Here is a 21,958-nt window from a genome sequence, read left to right on the forward strand (position 1 = left end):
GGGGCGAACAACGCAACTAATTAGTTGAGTTTCTTGGCTTTTTCGATGGCTTCTTCGATCGTGCCAACCATGTAGAACGCTTGCTCTGGCAGGTGATCCAGTTCGCCCGAGGCGATCATCTTGAAGCCCTTGATGGTGTCTTTCAGCGACACGTATTTACCAGGCGCGCCGGTGAACACTTCAGCAACGTGGAATGGCTGCGACAGGAAACGCTGCATCTTACGTGCGCGCGCTACCAGCAGTTTGTCTTCCGGTGCCAGTTCGTCCATACCCAGAATTGCGATGATGTCACGCAGTTCTTTGTAGCGCTGCAGGGTGCCCTGAACAGCACGAGCGGTGTCGTAGTGTTCCTGGCCAACCACCAGCGGGTCCAGCTGACGCGAGGTCGAATCCAGTGGGTCAACCGCAGGGTAGATACCCAGCGAAGCGATGTCACGCGACAGCACCACGGTCGAGTCCAAGTGACCGAAGGTGGTCGCTGGCGACGGGTCAGTCAAGTCATCCGCTGGAACGTACACGGCCTGGATCGAGGTGATCGAACCGGTTTTGGTCGAGGTAATACGCTCTTGCAGACGGCCCATTTCTTCGGCCAGGGTAGGCTGGTAACCCACTGCGGAAGGCATACGGCCCAGCAGTGCGGAAACTTCGGTACCGGCCAGGGTGAAGCGGTAGATGTTGTCGACGAAGAACAGAACGTCTTTGCCTTCATCACGGAACGCTTCCGCCATGGTCAGACCGGTCAGCGCCACGCGCAGACGGTTGCCTGGTGGTTCATTCATCTGGCCGTAAACCATCGCCACTTTCGAGTTGGCTGGGTTTTCCAGGTCAACCACTTTGGCGTCAGCCATTTCGTGGTAGAAGTCGTTACCTTCACGGGTACGCTCACCAACACCAGCAAACACGGACAGACCCGAGTGCGCTTTAGCGATGTTGTTGATCAGTTCCATCATGTTCACGGTCTTGCCTACACCTGCACCGCCGAACAGACCGACTTTACCGCCTTTAGCGAACGGGCAAACCAGGTCAATAACCTTGATACCGGTTTCCAGCAGATCCTGCGATGGCGACAGTTCGTCGTATGCAGGCGGAGCGCGGTGGATCGAAGCGATCTGGTCGTGAGCGACCGGGCCGCATTCGTCGATTGGGTTACCCAGCACGTCCATAATACGGCCCAGGGTTGCTTTGCCCACTGGCACCATGATTGGTTTGCCGGTGTTCTGGATTTGCATGCCGCGACGCAGACCGTCGGACGAACCCAGTGCAATGGTACGGACAATGCCGTCACCCAATTGTTGTTGTACTTCCAGCGTCAGCTCGGAGCCTTCCATCTTCAAGGCATCAAATACCTTAGGCATCGCGTTGCGTGGAAACTCAACGTCAACCACCGCGCCGATACACTGAACGATTTTGCCATCAGCCATGTTCGTTCCTTCAAATATAGTTAAATTCGTTTAAACCGCTGCCGCACCGGCGACGATTTCGGAGAGTTCTTTGGTAATCGCGGCTTGGCGGGTCTTGTTGTAGATCAGTTTCAATTCACCGATCACATTACCTGCGTTGTCGCTTGCCGCCTTCATCGCCACCATACGCGCCGATTGTTCCGACGCTAGGTTTTCCGCGACCGACTGGTACACCAGCGCTTCTACATAGCGCTCCAGCAGTTCATCGATGACAGTTGCCGCGTCTGGCTCGTAGATGTAATCCCAGTTGTGATTACCTGCGTCAGCCTGTTTCTTCGCAGCTGGCAGCGGCAGCAATTGCTCCACTACCGGTTCCTGTTTCATCGTGTTGATGAACTTGGTGTAGCACAGGTAGACCGCGTCAACTTCGCCGTTCTGGAACTTTTCCAGCATGACTTTGACGGGGCCAATCAGTTTTTCCAAGTGCGGGGTGTCGCCGATCTGGGTTACTTGCGCAACCACAGGAACGCCGACGCGATTCAGGAAACCCAAACCTTTATTACCAATCGCCACTGCAGCAATCTTATTGCCAGCGGCTTCCAGCTCACGCGTTTTGTTCGTCACCAGACGCAGCACGTTGGTGTTCATGCCGCCGCACAGACCCTTGTCGGTCGTAACGACGATGAAACCCAGCGCCTTTGCCTCGCTCTTGGCTTCGTCAGCCAGGAACGGGTGCGTGTATTCTGGATTTGCGTTAGCCAGATTAGCAGCGATGTTACGAATCTTCTCACTGTAGGGACGGGCGGCGCGCATGCGATCCTGCGCTTTGCGCATTTTCGATGCGGCGACCATTTCCATCGCCTTGGTGATCTTCTTCGTATTTTCTACGCTCTTGATCTTGCCACGTATCTCTTTGCCTACTGCCATGAGTCCTTACTCCTTCTGCGCTGAAGGCGCTCCAGTTTAAAAACCGGAGCGCCAAGCTAACTTAAAATGCGCCGGATTTCTTGAAGTCGGCGATGGCAGCGGACAGGGCGGCTTCGCCGTCTTTGTCCAGTTGCTTCGACGATTCAATCTTCGACAGCAGGTCAGCTTGTTTGGTCTTCAGGTACGCATGCAGGCCGGCTTCGAACGACAGTACTTTCTTGACTTCGACGTCGTCCAGGTAGCCCTTGTTCACTGCGAACAGCGAAGCGGCCATCAGCGAGATCGACAGAGGCGAGTACTGCTTCTGTTTCAGCAGTTCGGTCACGCGGGCACCGCGGTCCAGCTGCTTACGGGTCGATTCGTCCAGGTCCGAAGCGAACTGCGCGAACGCAGCCAGTTCACGGTACTGTGCCAAGTCGGTACGGATACCGCCCGACAGATTTTTGATGACCTTGGTCTGAGCAGCACCACCCACGCGCGATACCGAAATACCGGCGTTAATCGCAGGACGGATACCAGCGTTGAACAGCGAGGTTTCCAGGAAGATCTGGCCGTCGGTAATCGAAATCACGTTGGTTGGAACGAACGCCGAAACGTCGCCAGCCTGGGTTTCAATGATCGGCAGCGCGGTCAGGGAACCGGTTTTACCTTTGACTTCACCTTTGGTGAAAGCTTCAACGTAGTCGGCGTTCACGCGAGCTGCGCGTTCCAGCAGACGGCTGTGCAGGTAGAACACGTCACCTGGGTATGCTTCGCGGCCTGGTGGGCGGCGCAGCAGCAGGGAGATCTGACGGTAAGCAACTGCTTGTTTCGACAGGTCATCGTAGACGATCAGCGCATCTTCACCGCGGTCGCGGAAGTATTCGCCCATGGTGCAACCCGAGTAGGCCGAAATGTACTGCATCGCAGCCGATTCCGAAGCCGATGCGGCCACAACGATGGTGTACTCCAGCGCGCCGTGCTCTTCCAGCGAGCGCACGATGTTCTTGATGGTCGAAGCTTTTTGGCCGATTGCAACGTAGATGCAAGTCATGCCCTGGCCTTTTTGGTTGATGATCGCATCAACCGCAACAGCCGATTTACCGGTTTGACGGTCGCCAATGATCAGCTCACGCTGGCCACGGCCGATTGGTACCATCGCGTCGATCGATTTCAGACCGGTCTGCATAGGCTGCGAGACGGACTCACGGGCGATAACGCCTGGAGCGATCTTTTCGATAGGCGAGGTCAGCGAGGTCGCGATCGCGCCCTTGCCGTCGATTGGTTGACCCAGAGCGTTGACCACGCGGCCACGCAGTTCAGGACCGACTGGCACTTCCAGGATGCGGCCGGTGGTCTTGACGGTGTCGCCTTCCGAGATGTGCTCGTAAGCACCCAGAATAACGGCGCCGACCGAGTCGCGCTCCAGGTTCATGGCCAGGCCGAAGGTGTTGCCTGGGAATTCCAACATCTCGCCTTGCATCACGTCCGACAGGCCGTGGATGCGGACGATACCGTCGGCGACGGAAATCACCGTGCCTTGGTTACGTACTTCAGCGCCACCATCAAGGCCTTCGATACGGCTCTTGATCAGCTCGCTGATTTCAGATGGGTTGAGTTGCATACTAACTCCTAAAAGTGTTTCTCTCAGCTTGCGCGAGATGAAGAATCTGTTCTAAGCCGGCCGCAGATTAAGCGACCAGTGCAACACGCATTTGCTGCAGCTTGGCGCGCACCGAAGTGTCCAGCACTTCGTCACCGACCACCACGCGCACACCACCGATCAGGGCTGGGTCCACGGTCACTACCGGGTTCAGCTTGCGGCTGAATTTCTTTTCCAGCGTGGCGATCAGCGTGCTAACTTGCGCAGCGTCCAGTTCAAAGGCGCTGGTGATTTCCGCGTCTGCCGCACCTTCCGCGGCGTTTTTCAACGCCAGGAATTGCGCGCCGATTTCCGGCAGCAGACTGATACGGCCATTTTCCACCAGCATGGTCAGGAAGTTATTGGCTTCCGTGTTGACTGGGGTTTTCACCAGGGCCTTGAAGGCGGCGACGATATCGCTGGCCGACGCTTTCGGGTTGCGGGCAAATGCTTGCACCTCCGGGTGGGAACCGATCTGGGCCAATTCAGACACCAGTTCGGACCACGCCGCGAGGTTGAACGATTCCTTACCTGCTTGGGCTACGCGGAACAAAGCTTCCGCGTAGGGACGGGCGACGGTTGCGTTTTCTGCCATGATTACAGCTCGACAGACAGGCGCGACAACAGATCGGCGTGGGCCGAGGCGTTGACTTCGCGCTTGAGGATTTGCTCGGCGCCCTTCACAGCCAGGTCAGCCACCTGAGCGCGCAGCGCTTCACGCGCCTTGGCCAGTTGCTGCTCGGCTTCGGCTTTAGCTTGCGCAATGATGCGGTCGGCTTCAGCTTGTGCATTCGCTTTGATTTCTTCGGCGACCAGTTGCGCGCGCTTTTCGGCGTCAGCAACACGTTGCGAAGCTTCTTCGCGTGCACCGGCCAGTGCTTCGCTGGCGCGCTTTTCAGCCACTACCATTGCTTGCTGGCCTTGGTCGGCCGCAGCCAGACCATCAGCGATACGCTTGGCACGCTCATCCAACGCTGCATTCAGCGAAGGAAATACGAACTTCATCGAGACCCAGACCAACACCGCGAAGGTGATCATCTGGCCGATGAGAGACATATTGATGTCCATACCTTTGCTCCTAACTAAAAGTTTCTCCTAGGGTGGAGCAAATTACTGAGCAGCAGCCAGAACAGCGGCCAGGAATGGGTTGCTGAAGGTGTACAGCAGAGCAACACCAACGCCGATCATCGAGATCGCGTCCAGCAGACCAGCGATAACGAACAGTTTGGTTTGCAGTTGTGGCATCAGTTCTGGTTGACGAGCCGAAGCTTCCAGGAATTTACCGCCCAGAATGGCGAAACCCAGAGCGGTACCGATAGCGGCCAGGCCGATGATGATAGCGGCTGCCAGAACGGTCATGCTTTGTACTTGTGCGATCAGAGCTTGCATTGAAATTTCTCCTAAGATTTAAAAAAGACTACAGATACTAAAAGATTAAAAACGAATTTAGTGCTTCTCAACCGCAATGGCCAGATACACAACCGTCAGCGCCATGAATACAAACGCTTGCAGGGTCACTACCAGGATGTGGAAGATTACCCACGGACCACCGAGCAGCCACTGTGCCCACCATGGCAGCAGAGCGATCAGGATGAACAGCAGTTCGCCGGCGTACATATTGCCGAACAAACGCAGCGACAGCGACAGTGGCTTAGCCAGCAACTCGATCATCTGGAAGATGAAGTTGACCGGAGCCAGCACGATGGCCATGAAGCCATGCGCGTGGAATGGTGCGGTCAGCAGCTCTTTACCCCAGCCGCCGAGACCTTTGGCTTTGATCGAGAAACCAATAATGCACAGCATGACGCCAAACGACATGCCGAAAGTGTGGTTGACGTCGGCGGTCGGCACGACACGCAGCTTGTGGACGCCAAAGAAGCTCAGGATTTTAGGCAGCAGGTCGACCGGCAGGAAGTCCATGGCGTTCATCAGCCAGACCCAGCAGAAGATGGTGATGGCCAGCGGCGCGATCACCTTGCTCTTGGCGTGGAAAGCCGAGTTGACCACGTCGTTGACCAGTTCCATGACGGCTTCGACGAAGTTTTGCAGCTTGCCTGGCACGCCGGCGGTGGCGCGGCGGGCGGCAAGGTAGAAAACGCCGAGGAAAATCAGGCCCAGAATGGCCGAAACCCAGAACGTGTCCAGGTTAAACATGCCGTCGGCCGACTTCAGGTGGCTCAAGTGGTGCTGAATGTACTCGATATTTGTGGGCGCTTCGTGCCCGACGTGTTCAGTGGTCATAAAAGTAATAGATTTTGGTGATTAAATTGCGAGCAGTGAAAACCAGTAAGCCAAGGTTGCCACCGCGAAACCCAAGATCAGCCATAACCATGAGGCCGACTGAAACAACACCAGTGCCAACACGAACAGCACCAGCGTGATAAAAATCTTTGTCACCTCGGCGCGCACATGCGCGCGGAAGGCTATTTTGGCGTCGTTTGAACCGCGCGCAACAATTATCGCGTACATCAGACTCCCGATGACTGCGATTGCTCCGCCATAGGCGGCCGACCAAGCTTTGTTTACTCCGCCTATATTCCAGGCGAGCAAGGCGAATCCAGTCACGATGGCGAACTGGAGGGCGACGACTCGGAACACCGGTTTCGAAATGCTCGTCGAACTACTCACTGCGAGCCTCCTTAAAAACCGATTAAACTCCAAAGACGCGTGATTATATGTGTCTTTCATGTATCGCGTCAAACATGCTGCACCGCAGCAGAGCATTTAGTGCACGAATGAGACGCTTTTAGAAACATTTCCGATGGCTTTGCACCAAGTTGGAATCAGTTAGACGTTTTCCAACTTGGCGCCAACTCCGGGGTCAGGTCCCCCATTTCTACACGAGCTCGACCATAACTTCGATTATGGTCGAGCTCGTGTAGAAATGGGGGACCTGACCCCGGAGTTGTTTTATGCACGCAGGCGGGCGAGGACGCCGTCGAGGATGTCGAGGTCGGCAAAGTCGATGATCATTTGACCACGGCCCTTCGGCCCCATCTTGAACACCACTGGCGTGGCCAGGGTGTCGGACAGTTCTTCTTCCAGCCGGACGATATCGCCCGACTTTTCCTTGACCCGCGCTTCCTTCGGCGAGGACTTCAGTTCTTCCACGGTTTTGGCGACCAGCTTCTCGGTCTCGCGTACCGATAGTCTTTTAGCAACCACCATGTTGGCGAGGTTGATCTGGGTCGCGGCGTCGACCGCCAGCAGCGCGCGGGCGTGGCCCATGTCGATATCGCCGGCCATCAGCATGGTTTGCACCGGCGCCGCCAAGTTCATCAGGCGCAGCAGGTTGGACACGGCGCTGCGCGAACGGCCGACCGCGTTGGCGGCTTGCTCGTGGGTGAAGCTGAAATCGGTGATCAGGCGATGGATGCCCTGCGCCTCTTCCAGCGGATTCAGATCCTCGCGCTGCATGTTCTCGATCAGCGCCATGGCGGCGGCGGCTTGATCGTCTACGTCGCGCACCAAAACCGGGAGCACTTCCAGGCCAGCCAGTTGCGCAGCGCGGAAACGGCGCTCACCGGCGATGATCTCGTATTTGTCCTTGCCGATCGGGCGCACCAGGATAGGCTGCATGATGCCCTGGGTTTTGATCGATGCGGCCAGCTCTTGCAGGCCGCCCTCGTCCATGCGGGTACGCGGCTGGTATTTACCGGCTTGCATCTGGGTGACGTTCAGTTCCGACGGCGTGTTGGCGTCCGCAGTGTTGAGGTCGCCGTCGCCACCAAGCAGCGCGTCGAGGCCGCGACCCAGGCCTTTGAGTTTTTTAGTTGCCATGTATGTGCCTACCTATGCCTTACATTTTCTTGATGCGCTTGACCATCTCGGCGCCGAAGGCGATGTACGCCTGCGCGCCCTTGGAGGTCGGATCGAAGGTGACGCCCGGTACGCCGTACGACGGCGCTTCCGCCAGGCGCACGTTGCGCGGGATGATGGTCTTGAATACCTTGTCGCCGAAGTGCTGCTCCAGCTGGGCCGATACTTGCTGCGACAGCGTCATGCGCGGATCGAACATCACGCGCAGCAAGCCGATGATCTTCAAGTCCGGGTTCAGGTTAGCGTGTACCTTCTTGATGGTGTTGACCAGGTCCGACAAACCTTCCAGCGCGTAGTACTCGCACTGCATTGGAATGATCACGCCGTGCGCAGCGCACAGGCCGTTCAGGGTCAGCATCGACAGCGCCGGCGGGCAGTCGATCAAAATGAAATCGTACTCTTTATCCACCAGCGCCAGCGCTTCCTTCAGGCGGCGCTCACGGTTGTCCAGTTCTACCATCTCGACTTCTGCGCCGGCCAGTTCGCGGTTCGATGGCAATACGTCGAAGTGGCCAGGCTCGGAACGCTGGCGTGCAGCAGCTACGTCTGCCGTGCCCAGCATCACCTCGTAGGTCGATGCTTTCAGTCCTGCCTTGTTGATGCCCGCACCCATGGTGGCATTGCCCTGCGGGTCCAGGTCGACCAGCAAGACGCGCTGGTCCAGTTTTGCCAAACCGGCGGCGAGGTTAACAGTCGTGGTAGTCTTGCCTACGCCACCCTTTTGATTTGCTACGCAAAAAATTTTTGCCATGTATTTCTTATGTGTGTTGATGCTTTTGATTTATACGGTATAAACGATATAAACGATTTATATTATCTATACTGTATAAATGATATAAACCATTTATACCGTATAAACCGTTTACTCAGTTTCGGCTTTGATGAAAACCAGATGACGCTCTGCGTCCAGCCCCGGCACTGCCAAAGGCTCTAAATTCTGCACTTTCCATGGTGCCGGCAGCCGCTCTCGCTCCGCTGCCGGCGCCGTCCCTTTCAAGGCGATGAATTGACCGCCCTCTTGCAGCAGGTGCCCGGACCAGTTAACGAAGTCCGATAGGTCTGCGAATGCCCGCGAGGTGATGACGTCGAATTTCGTCTTCACTTCCAGCTCCTGCACCTTCTTCGTGTACACCGTGACGTTGCCCAGTTCCAGCTCCGCCTTCACCTGGTTGAGGAAGGCGGTCTTCTTGTGCACCGTGTCTATCATCGACACTTTCATGTCCGGGCGGCTAATGGCCAGTACCATGCCCGGCAACCCGCCCCCTGCTCCCACGTCCAGCACGTTGGCCGCATCCTTGAATGCGGCCACGGCTGTCAGCGAATCCAGCAAGTGCAGCTTCACCATTTCCAATGGATCGCGCACCGAGGTCAGGTTGTACACCGAGTTCCACTTGTTCAGCAGGTGCAGGTAGTCGAGCAATTTTTCTACCTGCGCTTCGCTCAGCTCCAGCGGCAGCTGTTTGATGCCTTGTTTCAGAACATCCGCTACTACTTCGCGGTTGAATACCTTCATGCTGCCTCTTCTTTATTCACGAAACCACCGAAACCGGCCTTCTTCAAATGCACCAGCAGCAGCGAAATTGCTGCCGGCGTGACGCCCGAGATGCGTGATGCCTGACCCAGGGTTTCCGGGCGCTGCGCGTGCAGCTTCTGGCGTACCTCCACCGACAGCGCGGTGATGTCGAGGTAGTTGTAGTTCTCCGGCAGTTTCAGGTTTTCGTAGTGCTCGTGACGCTCGACTTCCTTGGTCTGGCGATCGATATAGCCCGAATATTTGAGCTGGATTTCGATCTGTTCTTTGACCGCTGCATCGCTTTCGCCTGGGCCGGCGAGCTCGCGGCCATCCGCGCCTTTCAGCGTCATCAGCTTGTCGTACGCCACGCCCGGACGGCGCAGCAGGTCGGCCAGCGAGTACTCGCGCTCGATGGCTTGGCCGATAACGCGCTCGGATTCAGCGGCTTCGAGGATGCGCGGGTTCACCCATGTGGAGCGCAAACGCTCCAGTTCCTTGGCCACCGACTCGCGTTTGCGATCGAAGGATGCCCACTGCGCATCGCCCACCACGCCCAGTTTGCGGCCGATTTCGGTCAGGCGCATATCGGCATTGTCTTCGCGCAGGCTCAGGCGATACTCGGCGCGGCTGGTGAACATGCGGTATGGCTCCATCACGCCCTGCGTAACGAGGTCGTCCACCATCACGCCCAGATAGGCTTCCGAACGTGCCGGCGTCCAGGCTTCCTTGCCCTGCGTTTGCAGCGCGGCGTTGACGCCAGCCAGCAAACCTTGGGCTGCCGCTTCTTCGTAACCCGTGGTGCCGTTGATCTGGCCGGCGAAGAACAGGCCGTTGATGGCCTTGGTTTCCAGCGATGCTTTCAGGCCGCGCGGGTCGAAATAATCGTACTCAATGGCATAGCCCGGGCGCATGATGTGGGCGTTTTCCAGCCCCTTCATCGAACGCACCAGCTCGATCTGCACGTCAAATGGCAGGCTGGTCGAGATGCCGTTTGGATAGAATTCGTGGGTGGTCAGGCCTTCGGGTTCCAGGAAAATCTGGTGCGATTCCTTGGACGAGAAGCGATGAATCTTGTCTTCAATCGACGGGCAATAGCGCGGGCCGACGCCTTCGATCACGCCGGTGTACATCGGGCTGCGGTCCAGGCCACCACGGATAATGTCGTGGGTTTTCTGGTTGGTGTGGGTTACCCAGCATGGCATTTGCTCAGGGTGCATGGACGTATTGCCCATCACCGAGAACACTGGCACTGGATCGAGGTCGCCCGGCTGCTCGGTCATTTGCGCGAAGTCGATGCTGCGGCCATCGATGCGCGGCGGCGTGCCGGTCTTCAGGCGGCCTTGCGGCAGCTTCAATTCTTTCAGGCGGGCCGACAGCGAAACGGCTGGCGGATCACCGGCGCGGCCGCCCGAGTAGTTGTTCAGGCCGACGTGGATTTTACCGTCGAGGAAAGTACCAGCGGTCAGCACCACGGCTTGCGCGGCAAACTTCAGGCCGATCTGGGTGACGGCGCCGACTACACGGTCGCCCTCCACCATCAGGTCGTCCACGGCCTGCTGGAACAGCCACAGATTCGGCTGGTTTTCCAGACGCGAACGGATCGCGGCCTTGTATAGAATACGGTCGGCTTGGGCGCGGGTAGCGCGCACGGCAGGGCCTTTGGAGGAATTCAGGATGCGGAACTGGATGCCCGATTCATCGGTGGCGATCGCCATGGCGCCGCCCAGCGCATCGACTTCTTTGACCAAATGGCCTTTGCCGATACCGCCGATGGATGGATTGCACGACATCTGGCCTAGCGTCTCAATGTTGTGGGTGAGCAGCAGCGTCTTCTGTCCCATACGGGCAGAAGCAAGGGCGGCCTCAGTACCGGCGTGTCCACCGCCGACAACGATGACGTCGAAATTCGTAGGAAATAACATGGTGGAAAAGTTTAAAGCGAAGGGATCAAGTACAGATTATAGAGTTTTTTTGATGCTGCGACTTTTTTAGGCAAAAATATAGTTGTCGTTGTGGCGTAGTGTTCCACGTGAAACAATAAAAAAAGGACACCGAAGTGTCCCTTTACCAATGTTCCACGTGAAACATCACCATCGCAACCACGCGTCGTGGCCTGTCTTAACAATAAGTACAGACACGACCACCAGGAACAGCTTACGCACAAAGCCGCTGCCGTGCTTCATCGCCATGCGCGAGCCGATCAAGGAGCCGGCGATTTGGCAAACGGCCATGGTCAGGCCAAGTTGCCAGATCAGGTGGCCGCTGTAGCCGAACCACACCAGCGCCGCAAAGTTGCACGCCACGTTGACGATCTTGGCCACAGCTGATGCACCGAGGAAGTCAAAGCCAAAGATGCGCACGAACAGGAATACCAGAAAGCTACCGGTACCGGGGCCGAAGAAGCCGTCGTAAAAACCGATGCCTGCGCCGGTCAGCAGCGCCAGCGTCTGCTCCTTGGCGCCCGAGTGGATCGGTGCGTGGACGCTACCGAAGTCCTTCTTGGCGAAGGTATAGATCGCCACCGCCAGCAACACCACCGGCAGCGCGATACGCATGAAGTCGGCCGAAACCTTGGTCACCGTGTAAGCACCGAGGAAGGCGAACAGCAGCGCCGCCAGTGCGGCGGGCGTCGCCACCGTCCAGGCAATCGCCACCCTGCGCGCGTAGCTGACCGCCGCCACACTGGTGCCAAAGATGCTGGCCAGCTTGTTGGTGCCGATCAGCGTGGCCGGCGCCATGTTGGGAAAGACCGTGAACATGGTCGGTAGCTGGATCAGCCCTCCTCCGCCCACCACCGCATCGACCAAACCTGCGCCGAACGCGGCCGCACCTAACACCCAAAAGTCCACCATGATTCCGTCTTTCTCAGCTTGCAAAGGCTCTATTGTACGGAAGAAATCTGCGGCGGCTGATGCCGATCCGGTATGGCTTGGGGTAAGCTAGGCGTTGAAATCAACCACTGAACGGATGCCGTCATGAACGATTTTGCTTTCAGTACCGTAGCCCACGTCGTCTCCGAAACGGGCGCGGCGGGGCGCTTGGGCCAGCACATTCAATCACGCTTTCCGAACGTCCGGCGCGCCTTGCTGGTCACCGATCCGGGCTTCCTGAAGACCGGGCTGGTGGATGCACCGGCGGCCAGCTTGCGGTCGGCGGGACTGGCTGTGGAAATCTATTCACAGGTGGTGGCCGATCCGCCGGAGGTGGTGGTGCTGGAGGCGGTGGGCGCGGCTCGGGCGTTCCGGGCCGATATCGTGATCGGGCTCGGCGGCGGTAGTTCGATGGATGTGGCCAAGCTGATTGCCGTGCTGGCGGATAGCGACCAGCCGATCAGCGGCATTTACGGCATCGGCAATGTGAAGGGTGCGCGGCTGCCTCTGGTGCAGATTCCGACCACGGCCGGCACCGGTTCAGAGGTGACCAACATCGCCATCGTGACGACTGGTGCTACCACGAAGATGGGCGTCGTGGCGCCGCAACTCTATGCCGATTTGGTATTGCTGGATGCGGAGCTGACCATCGGCTTGCCGCCAGCCGTGACAGCGGCCACCGGGATTGATGCGATGGTGCATGCGATTGAGGCCTACACCAGCAAGCATAAAAAGAATCCGCTGTCCGATATCCTGGCGCGCAAGGCGCTGGGCTTGTTGTCGGCGAATCTGATTACGGTGTGTGAGAATGGCCGGGATCTGGCGGCGAGGCAGGCCATGCTGTTGGGTGCGATGCTGGCCGGGCAGGCGTTTTCCAACGCGCCGGTGGCGGCGGTGCATGCGCTGGCGTATCCGATCGGCGGGATATTTCACGTGCCACATGGGCTGTCGAATTCGCTGGTGCTGCCGCATGTGTTGCGCTTCAATGCGCCGGAGGCGGCGGGATTGTATGCCGAGTTGGCGGAGATCGTAGTGCCGGCAGCGACAGGCAGCGCCGAGGCGAGGGCGGAGGCGCTGGCTGTTGCCATGCAGCAAATCGCTACGGTGACGGGGATAGAGAGGACGTTGCAGCAGGTGGGCATCGTGGAAGCGGATCTGGATCGGCTGGCGGATGACGCCATGCTCCAGACCCGCTTACTCGGCAACAACCCGCGCCTCGTGACCCGGGAAGATGCTCGTGCGATCTATGCGGCTGCGCTTTAATTTGTACCCCGCACTGCGCTCAGCAGGGGTCTGACCCCGTACGGGGTCAGACCCCGACTTGCCGGGTTCGGCTGCACCGCTCAATCAGGCACTGTAATCGTGGTACCACTGAGGGTAATGACGTTCGCCGCCGTTGGGCTTGTGGCGAACGCGGGTAAATTAGCGCTGGTGACGAGCGTGGTGTTATCGGCCCGCGTTACTGTCCTCACTACCTGCGACGGCGGCAGCGCGGTCGAGCTGCGCAGGTTGGCCAGCATCGCATCCAGCGCCCGGAACAGGTAGACGTGCAGCGGCACGATGCTCCCCGGCAGCGCGTTGCTGAATGAATCGAAGTGGTTGGCATTGGTCACCTCGATGTAGCGCAGCTTGCTCGCACTGCCCTCCACCGCCGCATTCAATCCCACGTATGCACGCGAAGCAAAGTTCACCGGGATCAAGGTATCGCTGCGGCCATGCACGATGATGGCCGGCTTGCCCTTTAAATTCCCCGTCGCCGCCACCTCCGCCATTCCCGCTTTCACCCGCGCACTTTGCGCCGCCAGCGTGCCCGTCAACGCAAAACCGGTCACGGTATCCACGCCGGTCGCCAACGAGCGCAAGCACAGGAATCCGTCCAGCGACTGATCCGCTACGCCGCTGCTGGCCGACACGCCAACGTTGTACGCCTTGGCGCCACCGACCGAATCCTCATACACCACGCTGCCGATAATCCCGTTCTGCGTGGCAAAGCTGGACGCCTTCTGCGCCGCTGTGAACGCCAGCGGCACGCCAGTCGCATCGGTCTGCGCAAACGTGAAACCGCACACTTTGTCGGTCACGGAGAATTTGCCGTAAGCGTAGGCATAGGTCACGGCAACCAGAATATTCGTGCCCGCATGCGCGCCTTGCAATACGTCCGAATCCGCCAGCCAGCCGTAGGCTTTCAATTTGGCCTTGGCGTCCGCCTGCTGCGCCGCCAGATCGCCGCCGCTCAGCAAGCCCTTGGCGACCAGCGCCGTGCAGCGCCCGGGCGTGGCCGCCGTCGCCGCGATGCACGGCTGGTACAGCGCCGCGTAGGTCGAGTAATCGAACAGCGCCTTGCCCTGCCCGCTTGCCGTCACTGCGCCCTGCTTCACCGTGTAGCCAGTCGCGAGCTTCGGCTGGATCTGCGGCTCGCTCGCCGCCACGCCGGAGATCAGCCCCTTGCTATCCTGCTCGGCCGCCAGCAAGGCCGAACCGGCGCCGTTGGAAATGCTGGACGCTATCGTGATGGTGTTCTTGGGCGTCAGCGCGACGACGTGGCTCTTGTTGTCCTTGGCCAGGGTGCCGTACTTTTCGTTCAGCACGTAGAAGGCAAACTCGACCGCTTGCAAGGTCATCTTGCCCCAGTCCTTCTCCGGGTTCTGCTGCGAGTGCGCGTGCTTGAACGCGATGCGGCCCGGATACGCCGCCGCAAACGCAGAGCGCTCGGCATCCGTCAGCACCGGCGTGAAGACGCTGCTCTTGCCGGCCGCCGCGCGCGACGAACGCAAGCCGCTTTGCAAGTTCACGCTGTCATCATCGAACGCGTACAGCCCGGTGCCGCTGCCCTTGTCGGCATACGCCACCGCGCAATTGTTTTTCAAGCCCCACTCGCCGGCGCTGCCGATGGCGCCGTAAATCCCGCGCGATCCGCTGGAGGTGCCAGTAACGATGCACGGATTTTTCACGTCGAACCCGGCCGGCACTTGCACCATCAAGGTCACGTTCTGGTTGCCGCTGCCATCGTCGGCGTAGGCGATGTGCTCGCTACCGGCGATCTTGCCCTCGCCTGCTCCCGCCACGCCCTTGGCGTCCACATTGGGCCCATACAGCGTGCCGTAGCCGCTGTTGGCGGAGATATCCAGCACCGCGCGGTAGTTGCCGTGGATGGCGTTACGGCGCAGTTCTGCGGCAGTGGGATTGGCGGGATCGGCAAAGGCCGGGGCGGCGGCCGCCAGTCCGGTCTTGCCCAGGCCGGCGGTCAGCAAATCATCGCTGGCGCCGTCATAAGATTTACTGCTGATGTCGCCGAGGAAGCTCGGCTTGAGATTCAAGTCTTCGCGTTCGTCGTGCTCGTTCGAGCCGCAGGCGGCGATTGCGATGCTGGCCAGCGCCAGCACAACGGTTTTAATTTGCATAAGTTCCTCACACTGGTTTTTTCTTTCCGGCCAGAGCAATGAACTCGCCAATAATGCCGCGCCGGAACAACAGCACACAAATAATGAAGATCAGGCCAACCACCATGTTGACCGCTTCGCCTATGGTGTTAAACCATTCAATGCCGGAGACGTGAGCCAACAACGTGCCCCAATCGCCGAGCTTGTTTTCCAACGCAATAATGATGATGGCGCCCAGCATCGGCCCAGCCAACGTGCCCATGCCGCCCACCAGCGTCATCAGGATAACCAGGCCAGACATCGTCCAATGGACATCGGTCAAGGTTTCGAAACCTAGCACCAAGGTTTTGCTGGCGCCGGCCAACGCCGCCAGCGCGGCCGACAGCACGAAGGCCAGCAGCTTGTATTTGTCGACGTCGTAGCCGAGCGAGATGGCGCGCGGCTCGTTTTCCTTGATCGCCTTCAGCACCTGGCCGAACGGCGAATGCACGGTGCGCACGATCAGCATGAAGGCCAGCACGCAGATGCCGAGGATCACAAAGTATAAAGTGGTGTCGTTGGCAAGGTCGACCACGCCCAGCAGTTTTCCACGTGGAACGCCTTGCAAGCCATCCTCGCCGCCGGTGAACTCGCCTGCCCGCAGCGCGCCGAAGTAGACCATCTGCGCCAGCGCCAAGGTGATCATCGAGAAGTAGATGCCCTGCCGGCGGATCGCCAGCGCGCCCATCACCAGTCCGATAGCCGCGCCAGCGACCACGCCGGCCAGCAAGCCCAGCTCCACCGGCCAGCCCCAGTTTTTCATCGCATTGCCGGCCACGTAGCCGGCCATGCCGAAGAAGGCCGCGTGGCCGAACGACAGCAAACCGGTAAAGCCGATCAGCAAGTTGAACGCGCAGGCAAACAGCGCAAAGCACAGCAGCTTGGACAGGAACACCGGGTAGCCGACAAACGGCGCGGCCAGTGCAACGGCAAAAGCAAGCAGGTAGCCGATTTTCTTGTTCATCATTTTTCCTTACCAAACAGGCCAGCCGGACGCAGCAAGAGCACCACCACCATCACCAGGAACACCACGGTCGACGAAAATTCCGGGTAGAACACCTTGGTCAGGCCTTCGATCACGCCCAGCGCCAGGCCGGTCAGGATCGAGCCCATGATCGACCCCATGCCGCCGATCACTACAACGGCGAATACGACGATAATCAGGTTCTGCCCCATCAGGGGCTGCACCTGGATGATTGGGGCCGCCAAAACGCCTGCAAAGCCCGCCAAAGCGACGCCGAAGCCGTAGGTCAGGGTCACCATCAGCGGCACGTTGATGCCGAACGCTTCGACCAGCTTGGGATTCTCGGTGCCGGCGCGCAGGTAGGCGCCCAGTTTGGTCTTCTCGATCACGAACCAGGTCGACAAGCACACCGCCAGCGACGCGATCACCACCCACGCACGGTAGTTCGGCATCACCATGAAGCCGAGGTCGGTGGCGCCGGCCAGTGCTTCCGGCACCTGGAACGGCTGGCCGGAAACGCCGTAGAACGAACGCAGCACGCCTTCCACCAGCAGCGTGATGCCAAAGGTCAGCAGCAGGCCGTACAGATGATCCAGCTTGTACAGGTGGCGCAGCATGGTCTTCTCGATGATCACGCCAAACGCGCCCACCAGCAGCGGCGCGATGACCAGCATGGCCCAGTAGTTGAGGCCGAAATACTCGATGCCCATCCACGCCAGGAAAGCGCCCAGCATGTACAGCGCGCCGTGGGAAAAGTTAATCACGTTGAGCAGGCCGAAGATGACGGCCAGGCCGAGCGACAGCATCGCGTAGAACGAGCCGTTGACCAGCCCCAGCAGCAGCTGGCTCAACATCGCGGGCAAAGGAACGCCGAAGATTTCCATGGGAATCCGTAATTCAGTGGTCGGAAAAGCCGTCATTCCGGCGCAGGCCGGAATCCATGCTGAGCGTCATGGCCAGCGTTCTATGGATTCCGGCTTCCGCCGGAATGGCGGACGGGGGATAACTCAGCTTATTTCCACAGGCTGCACTTGGTTTCCGCCTTGGTGGCGTACGCCTGATCGCCGGGGATGGTGGCGACGATCTTGTAGTAGTCCCATGGATATTTCGACTCGGACTGCTTCTTCACTTCCATCAGGTACATATCGTGCACCATGCGGCCGTCCGGGCGGATCACGCCGTTCTTGGCGAACATATCGTTGATCTTGTTGGCCTTGAGGTAGGCGATCACCTTGTCGGCGTCATCCGTGCCGACGGCTTTCACCGCTTTCAGGTAATTGCTGGCGGCCGAGAAGTCAGCGGCCTGCAGCATCGACGGCTCTTTCTTCATCTTGGAGAAATAGCGCTTCGACCACTCGCGGGTTTCAGGATTGGCGTCCCAGTACCAGCCGTCGGTCAGGTACATGCCCTGCGTCAGGTTCAGGCCCAGCGAGTGCACGTCGTTGATGAAGATCAGCAGGCCGGCCAGCTTCATCTTCTTGGTGATGCCGAACTCGTTGGCGGCCTTGATCGAGTTGATCGCATCGCCGCCGGCATTGGCCAGACCGAGAATCTGCGCGCCCGACGATTGCGCCTGCAACAGGAAGGACGAGAAGTCCGACGCCGACAGCGGGTGCTTGACCGCGCCCAGCACCTTGCCGCCGCCCGATTTCACCACTTCCGCCGTGTCCTTTTCCAGCGACTGGCCGAAGGCGTAGTCGGCGGTCATGAAGTACCAGTTCTTGCCGCCCTGCTTGACGATCGCGCCGCCGGTGCCGCGCGCCAGCGCGATGGTGTCGTAGGCGTAGTGAATCGTGTACGGCGTGCACTCTTCGTTGGTCAAACGGGCCGAGCCGGCGCCGATCGAGATGAAGACTTTTTTCTTCTCGGCGGCAATCTTGGCCATGGCCAGATTGGCGCCCGAGTTGGTGCCGCCGATCAGCATGTCCACGCCCTGCTGGTCGAACCATTCGCGCGCCTTGGAGGCGGCAATGTCGGCCTTGTTCTGGTGGTCGGCGGAAATGAATTCGATCTTCTTGCCGTTGATGGCGCCGCCGGCATCGGCAATCGCCATCTTGATGGCTTCGGCGCCGCCGGCGCCATCGATGTCCGTGTACAGGCCCGACATGTCGGTAATGAAGCCGATTTTCACGGTGTCATTGGAAATCTGTGCTTGGGCCGAGAACGATGCGCAAGCGGCTACTGCGAGGGTGATGGCTTTGATTTTCATTATCTGTCTCCCTACCAAGGTTTAAACACCCAATAGCTCGGTCAACACCGGCATCTTGGCGCTCAACTCAGATGCAACAAAGGTCTCCACGATTTGACCGTGTTCCATCACATAAAACCGGTCCGCCAGCGGGGCGGCAAACCGGAAATTCTGTTCCACCATGACGATGGTGTAGCCCTTGGATTTGAGCGTGGTAATCATGCGCGCCAAACCCTGCACGATGACCGGCGCCAGCCCCTCGGAAATTTCATCCAGCAACAGCAGGCGCGCGCCGGTGCGCAGGATGCGCGCCACCGCCAGCATTTGCTGCTCGCCGCCGGACAGGCGCGTGCCTTGGCTGTGCTTGCGTTCTTCCAGATTCGGGAACATGGCGTAGATTTCCGCCACCGTCATGCCCTTGTCCGCGCCGTTCAAATGCGGCGGCAGCATCAGGTTTTCTTCCGTGGACAGCGAGGAAAAAATGCCGCGTTCTTCAGGGCAGTAACCAATGCCCAGGTGGGCGATTTTGTGGGTCTGCAAGCCGATCGCTTCCTGGCCGTTGACCTTGATCGAGCCCTTGCGCGCGCCGGTCAAGCCCATGATGGCGCGCAGCGTGGTGGTGCGGCCGGCGCCGTTACGGCCGAGCAGCGTCACCACTTCGCCCGGCTGCACCGTCATGTTGACGTTGTGCAGAATGTGCGATTCGCCATACCACGCTTGCAGATTCGAGATTTCCAGAGCGGCCGTCATCAGTGCGCTCCTTCCAGCACAGCGGCTTCCGTGCCCATGTAGGCTTCCATCACTTGCGGGTTGGTCGAGACCTCGGCGTAGCTGCCTTCGGCCAGCATGGCGCCGCGCTGCAGCACGGAGATTTTGTCGCAGATGCCGGACACCACTTTCATGTTGTGCTCGACCATCAGGATGGTGCGGCCGGCCGAGACCTTTTTGATCAGCTCGGTGACGCGGTGCACGTCCTCGTGGCCCATGCCCTGCGTCGGTTCGTCGAGCAGCATCAGCTCCGGTTCCATCGCCAGGGTGGTGGCGATTTCCAGCGCGCGCTTGCGGCCGTAAGGCATATCGACGGTGATGGTGTCGGCAAATTCAGTCAGATCGACTTCCGCCAGCAGCTGCATGGCGCGCTCGTTGAGCTTGTCCAGCGCGCGCTCGCTTTGCCAGAAAAAGAAACTGGTGCCGAGCTGGCGCTGCAAGCCTATGCGGACATTTTGCAGCACCGTCAGGTGCGGGAACACGGCCGAGATCTGGAATGAGCGGATCACGCCCATGCGAGCGATCTGCGCCGGCTTGGCGGACGTGATGTCATTGCCGTTGAACAGGATCTGGCCGGATGTCGGCACCAGGAACTTGGTCAACAAATTGAAGCATGTGGTTTTACCGGCCCCATTGGGGCCGATCAGCGCATGGATGTGACCACGCTGTACTTTCAAATTGACGTCATTGACCGCGGTAAAACCCTTGAATTCCTTGGTCAAGTGCTTCGTTTCCAAGATAACGTCGGACATCCTGTCTCCTTGTTATTCTTTTCAAAGTACTAAATTTTTCTAGATCATACACAGTAACAAATTAGCTAACAATACAGTATAACTACGGTTGATTTTTGATCTAAATTCAAACGCTGCGGATTAGATGTGCTGCTTTTTCCGCGATCATGATGGTCGGGGAGTTGGTGTTTCCCGAGGTGATGAAAGGCATGACAGACGCGTCCACAACGCGCAAACCGGCCACGCCTTTCACGCGCAATTGGCCATCCACCACGGCCATGGGATCGTCGGCGCGGCCCATCTTGCAGGTGCCCACTGGATGGAAAATCGTGGTGCCGATGGCGCCTGCCGCGTCGGCTAATTCTTCCTCAGTACGATAGTGCACGCCGGGCTTGTACTCTTCCGGCGCGTAGCGTTGCAGCGCCGGTGCGGCGACGATGTTGCGCGTGAGTGCCAGTGCTTGCGCCGCCACTTTGCGGTCTTCCGGCGTACTCAAATACATCGGTGAGATTTTCGGGGGCGCGTACGGATCGGTGCTGGCGATGCGCACATGGCCGCGCGAAGTGGGCCGCAGATTGCACACGCTGGCCGTGAAGGCAGGGAAGGTGTGCAACGGGTCGCCGAATTTTTCCAGCGACAGCGGTTGCACGTGATACTGCAAGTTCGGCGTCTGCTCGCTGGCGCTGGAACGCGCAAACGCGCCCAGCTGCGACGGCGCCATCGACATCGGCCCGCTTTGCAACAACGCATACTCAAGGCCGATGCGGGCCTTGCCGAACCAGCTGGAAGCCATGGTATTCAAGGTGCGGGCGTTGTTGCCGAGCTTGTAAATCATGCGCAGTTGCAGGTGGTCTTGCAGATTTTCACCAACGCCAGGAAGGTCGACTAGCGGCGTAATGCCAAGCTCGTGCAAGCGAGCCGCCGGCCCGATGCCGGAGCACTGCAAAATCTGCGGACTTCCAACCGCGCCTGCTGCCAGCAGGGTTTCTTTGTGTGCGGTTGCAGTGAATTGGGTGCCGCCGCCGGTGAAAATCACGCCCGTGCAAACGCCGTTTTCGATCTGCAAACGTTCCACGTGGCACCCGGTCATGATGGTCAGATTCGGTCGCCGCGCTGCCGGTTTCAAAAACGCTTTGGCCGTGTTCCAGCGGATGCCGCGTTTTTGATTCACTTCGAAATAGCCGCAACCGGCGTTGTCGCCGCGGTTGAAATCGTCCACTTTGGGGAGGCCCACCTGCTCGGCGGCGTCGCGGAAAGCATCAAGAATTTGCCACGACAAGCGTTGTTTTTCCACCCGCCATAGCCCGCCTTCGCCATGGAATTCCGATGCGCCGCCGTGGTAATCCTCGCTTTTTTTGAACAGCGGCAGCACCGCCTCCCAGCGCCAGCTATCGTCGCCGGTGAGGGCGGCCCAGCGATCGTAATCGCCGGCTTGGCCGCGCATATAGATCATGCCGTTGATCGAAGAACTGCCACCGAGTACTTTGCCGCGCGGGTACAACAGGCTGCGGCCGCCGAGTCCGGGATCGGCCTCGGTGCGGAATTTCCAATCGGTGCGGGGATTGTCGATGCAATGCAAATAGCCGACGGGAATGTGGATCCACACATAATCGTCGCGGCCGCCGGCTTCGATAAGCAGGACTTCTTTATCCTTGTCGGCACTGAGCCGGTTAGCCAAAACGCAGCCAGCCGAGCCTGCGCCTATGATGATGTAATCGTAGCTGCCTGCTGATTCCAA

The 21,958-nt window shown here is 58.9% G+C and carries 21 protein-coding genes; 1 reads left to right on the plus strand and 20 read right to left on the minus strand.

Features of this window, described 5'->3' with window-relative positions; genetic code table 11:
• Positions 1–20: 20 nt before the first annotated feature.
• From atpD to GTP45_RS21770, 13 genes are all read right to left on the minus strand, one after another.
• Positions 21–1,421, minus strand: a complete 1,401-nt coding sequence (atpD, locus tag GTP45_RS21710; protein WP_092280724.1) for a F0F1 ATP synthase subunit beta — start codon at positions 1,419–1,421, stop codon at positions 21–23.
• Between the two features lie 30 nt (positions 1,422–1,451).
• A complete protein-coding gene (gene atpG, locus GTP45_RS21715; RefSeq protein WP_161015928.1) occupies positions 1,452–2,327 on the minus strand; it encodes a F0F1 ATP synthase subunit gamma in 876 nt (291 codons plus the stop codon).
• A gap of 61 nt (positions 2,328–2,388) precedes the next feature.
• Positions 2,389–3,930 carry a F0F1 ATP synthase subunit alpha gene (gene atpA / locus GTP45_RS21720; RefSeq protein WP_092280728.1) on the minus strand — a complete coding sequence of 514 codons (1,542 nt, stop codon included), beginning with the start codon at positions 3,928–3,930 and terminating at the stop codon, positions 2,389–2,391.
• 67 nt (positions 3,931–3,997) lie between these two features.
• Positions 3,998–4,543, minus strand: coding sequence for a F0F1 ATP synthase subunit delta (locus tag GTP45_RS21725; protein WP_161015929.1), 546 nt, complete (start codon positions 4,541–4,543; stop codon positions 3,998–4,000).
• A gap of 2 nt (positions 4,544–4,545) precedes the next feature.
• Entirely contained in the window at positions 4,546–5,016 is a 471-nt protein-coding gene (locus tag GTP45_RS21730) for a F0F1 ATP synthase subunit B (RefSeq protein ID WP_154358041.1), read from the minus strand.
• 42 nt (positions 5,017–5,058) lie between these two features.
• Positions 5,059–5,337 carry a F0F1 ATP synthase subunit C gene (gene atpE, locus GTP45_RS21735; RefSeq protein ID WP_154375318.1) on the minus strand — a complete coding sequence of 93 codons (279 nt, stop codon included), beginning with the start codon at positions 5,335–5,337 and terminating at the stop codon, positions 5,059–5,061.
• 57 nt (positions 5,338–5,394) lie between these two features.
• The gene (gene atpB / locus GTP45_RS21740; RefSeq protein ID WP_161015930.1) at positions 5,395–6,189 is read right to left on the minus strand and encodes a F0F1 ATP synthase subunit A; all 795 of its coding nucleotides are present in this window, start codon (positions 6,187–6,189) and stop codon (positions 5,395–5,397) included.
• A 21-nt stretch (positions 6,190–6,210) separates the two neighbouring features.
• Positions 6,211–6,576, minus strand: coding sequence for an ATP synthase subunit I (locus GTP45_RS21745; RefSeq protein ID WP_371874494.1), 366 nt, complete (start codon positions 6,574–6,576; stop codon positions 6,211–6,213).
• Between the two features lie 282 nt (positions 6,577–6,858).
• The gene (locus tag GTP45_RS21750; protein WP_161015932.1) at positions 6,859–7,728 is read right to left on the minus strand and encodes a ParB/RepB/Spo0J family partition protein; all 870 of its coding nucleotides are present in this window, start codon (positions 7,726–7,728) and stop codon (positions 6,859–6,861) included.
• A 19-nt stretch (positions 7,729–7,747) separates the two neighbouring features.
• Positions 7,748–8,518 (minus strand): ParA family protein, encoded by a 771-nt coding sequence (locus GTP45_RS21755; RefSeq protein WP_161015933.1) that lies wholly within the window; start codon positions 8,516–8,518, stop codon positions 7,748–7,750.
• A 111-nt stretch (positions 8,519–8,629) separates the two neighbouring features.
• A complete protein-coding gene (rsmG, locus tag GTP45_RS21760; RefSeq protein WP_161015934.1) occupies positions 8,630–9,280 on the minus strand; it encodes a 16S rRNA (guanine(527)-N(7))-methyltransferase RsmG in 651 nt (216 codons plus the stop codon).
• A complete protein-coding gene (gene mnmG / locus GTP45_RS21765) occupies positions 9,277–11,202 on the minus strand; it encodes a tRNA uridine-5-carboxymethylaminomethyl(34) synthesis enzyme MnmG (protein ID WP_161015935.1) in 1,926 nt (641 codons plus the stop codon). Before mnmG ends, rsmG begins: the two co-directional genes overlap by 4 nt.
• Positions 11,203–11,367: 165 nt before the next feature.
• Positions 11,368–12,132, minus strand: coding sequence for a sulfite exporter TauE/SafE family protein (locus GTP45_RS21770; RefSeq protein ID WP_161015936.1), 765 nt, complete (start codon positions 12,130–12,132; stop codon positions 11,368–11,370).
• 123 nt (positions 12,133–12,255) lie between these two features.
• On the opposite strand from GTP45_RS21770, the gene GTP45_RS21775 reads away from it, so the two are divergent.
• Entirely contained in the window at positions 12,256–13,413 is a 1,158-nt protein-coding gene (locus GTP45_RS21775) for an iron-containing alcohol dehydrogenase (RefSeq protein ID WP_161015937.1), read from the plus strand.
• Between the two features lie 80 nt (positions 13,414–13,493).
• On the opposite strand, the gene GTP45_RS21780 is transcribed toward GTP45_RS21775, so the two are convergent.
• From GTP45_RS21780 to GTP45_RS21810, 7 genes are all read right to left on the minus strand, one after another.
• On the minus strand, positions 13,494–15,551 hold the full coding sequence (locus GTP45_RS21780) for a 3-hydroxybutyrate oligomer hydrolase family protein (protein ID WP_161015938.1): 2,058 nt from the start codon (positions 15,549–15,551) through the stop codon (positions 13,494–13,496).
• Positions 15,552–15,558: 7 nt separating this feature from the next.
• Entirely contained in the window at positions 15,559–16,533 is a 975-nt protein-coding gene (locus GTP45_RS21785) for a branched-chain amino acid ABC transporter permease (RefSeq protein WP_161016176.1), read from the minus strand.
• Positions 16,533–17,417 (minus strand): branched-chain amino acid ABC transporter permease, encoded by an 885-nt coding sequence (locus GTP45_RS21790; protein WP_161015939.1) that lies wholly within the window; start codon positions 17,415–17,417, stop codon positions 16,533–16,535. The genes GTP45_RS21785 and GTP45_RS21790 overlap by 1 nt, the downstream gene beginning before the upstream one ends.
• A 128-nt stretch (positions 17,418–17,545) precedes the next feature.
• The gene (locus GTP45_RS21795; RefSeq protein ID WP_161015940.1) at positions 17,546–18,742 is read right to left on the minus strand and encodes an ABC transporter substrate-binding protein; all 1,197 of its coding nucleotides are present in this window, start codon (positions 18,740–18,742) and stop codon (positions 17,546–17,548) included.
• A gap of 21 nt (positions 18,743–18,763) precedes the next feature.
• A complete protein-coding gene (locus GTP45_RS21800) occupies positions 18,764–19,471 on the minus strand; it encodes an ABC transporter ATP-binding protein (protein ID WP_161015941.1) in 708 nt (235 codons plus the stop codon).
• Complete coding sequence (locus GTP45_RS21805; protein ID WP_161015942.1) at positions 19,471–20,241, minus strand: ABC transporter ATP-binding protein; 771 nt, start codon at positions 20,239–20,241, stop codon at positions 19,471–19,473. Before GTP45_RS21805 ends, GTP45_RS21800 begins: the two co-directional genes overlap by 1 nt.
• Before the next feature lie 106 nt (positions 20,242–20,347).
• The gene (locus tag GTP45_RS21810; protein ID WP_161015943.1) at positions 20,348–21,958 is read right to left on the minus strand and encodes a GMC family oxidoreductase; all 1,611 of its coding nucleotides are present in this window, start codon (positions 21,956–21,958) and stop codon (positions 20,348–20,350) included.

Origin of the sequence: Duganella rivi (genome assembly GCF_009857435.1) — a bacterium.
GTDB classification, from domain to species: Bacteria; Pseudomonadota; Gammaproteobacteria; order Burkholderiales; family Burkholderiaceae_D; genus Rugamonas; species Rugamonas rivi.

Excerpts from the sequence above, each read along its gene's own strand:
- atpA (WP_092280728.1), bottom strand. The coding sequence starts at position 3,930 with ATGCAACTCAACCCATCTGAAATCAGCGAGCTGATCAAGAGCCGTATC.
- GTP45_RS21795 (WP_161015940.1), bottom strand. The coding sequence starts at position 18,742 with ATGAAAATCAAAGCCATCACCCTCGCAGTAGCCGCTTGCGCATCGTTC.
- GTP45_RS21770 (WP_161015936.1), bottom strand. The coding sequence starts at position 12,132 with ATGGTGGACTTTTGGGTGTTAGGTGCGGCCGCGTTCGGCGCAGGTTTG.
- GTP45_RS21775 (WP_161015937.1), top strand. The coding sequence starts at position 12,256 with ATGAACGATTTTGCTTTCAGTACCGTAGCCCACGTCGTCTCCGAAACG.
- atpB (WP_161015930.1), bottom strand. The coding sequence starts at position 6,189 with ATGACCACTGAACACGTCGGGCACGAAGCGCCCACAAATATCGAGTAC.
- atpE (WP_154375318.1), bottom strand. The coding sequence starts at position 5,337 with ATGCAAGCTCTGATCGCACAAGTACAAAGCATGACCGTTCTGGCAGCC.
- atpD (WP_092280724.1), bottom strand. The coding sequence starts at position 1,421 with ATGGCTGATGGCAAAATCGTTCAGTGTATCGGCGCGGTGGTTGACGTT.
- GTP45_RS21805 (WP_161015942.1), bottom strand. The coding sequence starts at position 20,241 with ATGTCCGACGTTATCTTGGAAACGAAGCACTTGACCAAGGAATTCAAG.
- GTP45_RS21730 (WP_154358041.1), bottom strand. The coding sequence starts at position 5,016 with ATGGACATCAATATGTCTCTCATCGGCCAGATGATCACCTTCGCGGTG.
- GTP45_RS21790 (WP_161015939.1), bottom strand. The coding sequence starts at position 17,417 with ATGGAAATCTTCGGCGTTCCTTTGCCCGCGATGTTGAGCCAGCTGCTG.
- GTP45_RS21780 (WP_161015938.1), bottom strand. The coding sequence starts at position 15,551 with ATGCAAATTAAAACCGTTGTGCTGGCGCTGGCCAGCATCGCAATCGCC.
- GTP45_RS21725 (WP_161015929.1), bottom strand. The coding sequence starts at position 4,543 with ATGGCAGAAAACGCAACCGTCGCCCGTCCCTACGCGGAAGCTTTGTTC.
- atpG (WP_161015928.1), bottom strand. The coding sequence starts at position 2,327 with ATGGCAGTAGGCAAAGAGATACGTGGCAAGATCAAGAGCGTAGAAAAT.
- GTP45_RS21750 (WP_161015932.1), bottom strand. The coding sequence starts at position 7,728 with ATGGCAACTAAAAAACTCAAAGGCCTGGGTCGCGGCCTCGACGCGCTG.
- rsmG (WP_161015934.1), bottom strand. The coding sequence starts at position 9,280 with ATGAAGGTATTCAACCGCGAAGTAGTAGCGGATGTTCTGAAACAAGGC.
- GTP45_RS21755 (WP_161015933.1), bottom strand. The coding sequence starts at position 8,518 with ATGGCAAAAATTTTTTGCGTAGCAAATCAAAAGGGTGGCGTAGGCAAG.
- GTP45_RS21800 (WP_161015941.1), bottom strand. The coding sequence starts at position 19,471 with ATGACGGCCGCTCTGGAAATCTCGAATCTGCAAGCGTGGTATGGCGAA.
- mnmG (WP_161015935.1), bottom strand. The coding sequence starts at position 11,202 with ATGTTATTTCCTACGAATTTCGACGTCATCGTTGTCGGCGGTGGACAC.
- GTP45_RS21785 (WP_161016176.1), bottom strand. The coding sequence starts at position 16,533 with ATGAACAAGAAAATCGGCTACCTGCTTGCTTTTGCCGTTGCACTGGCC.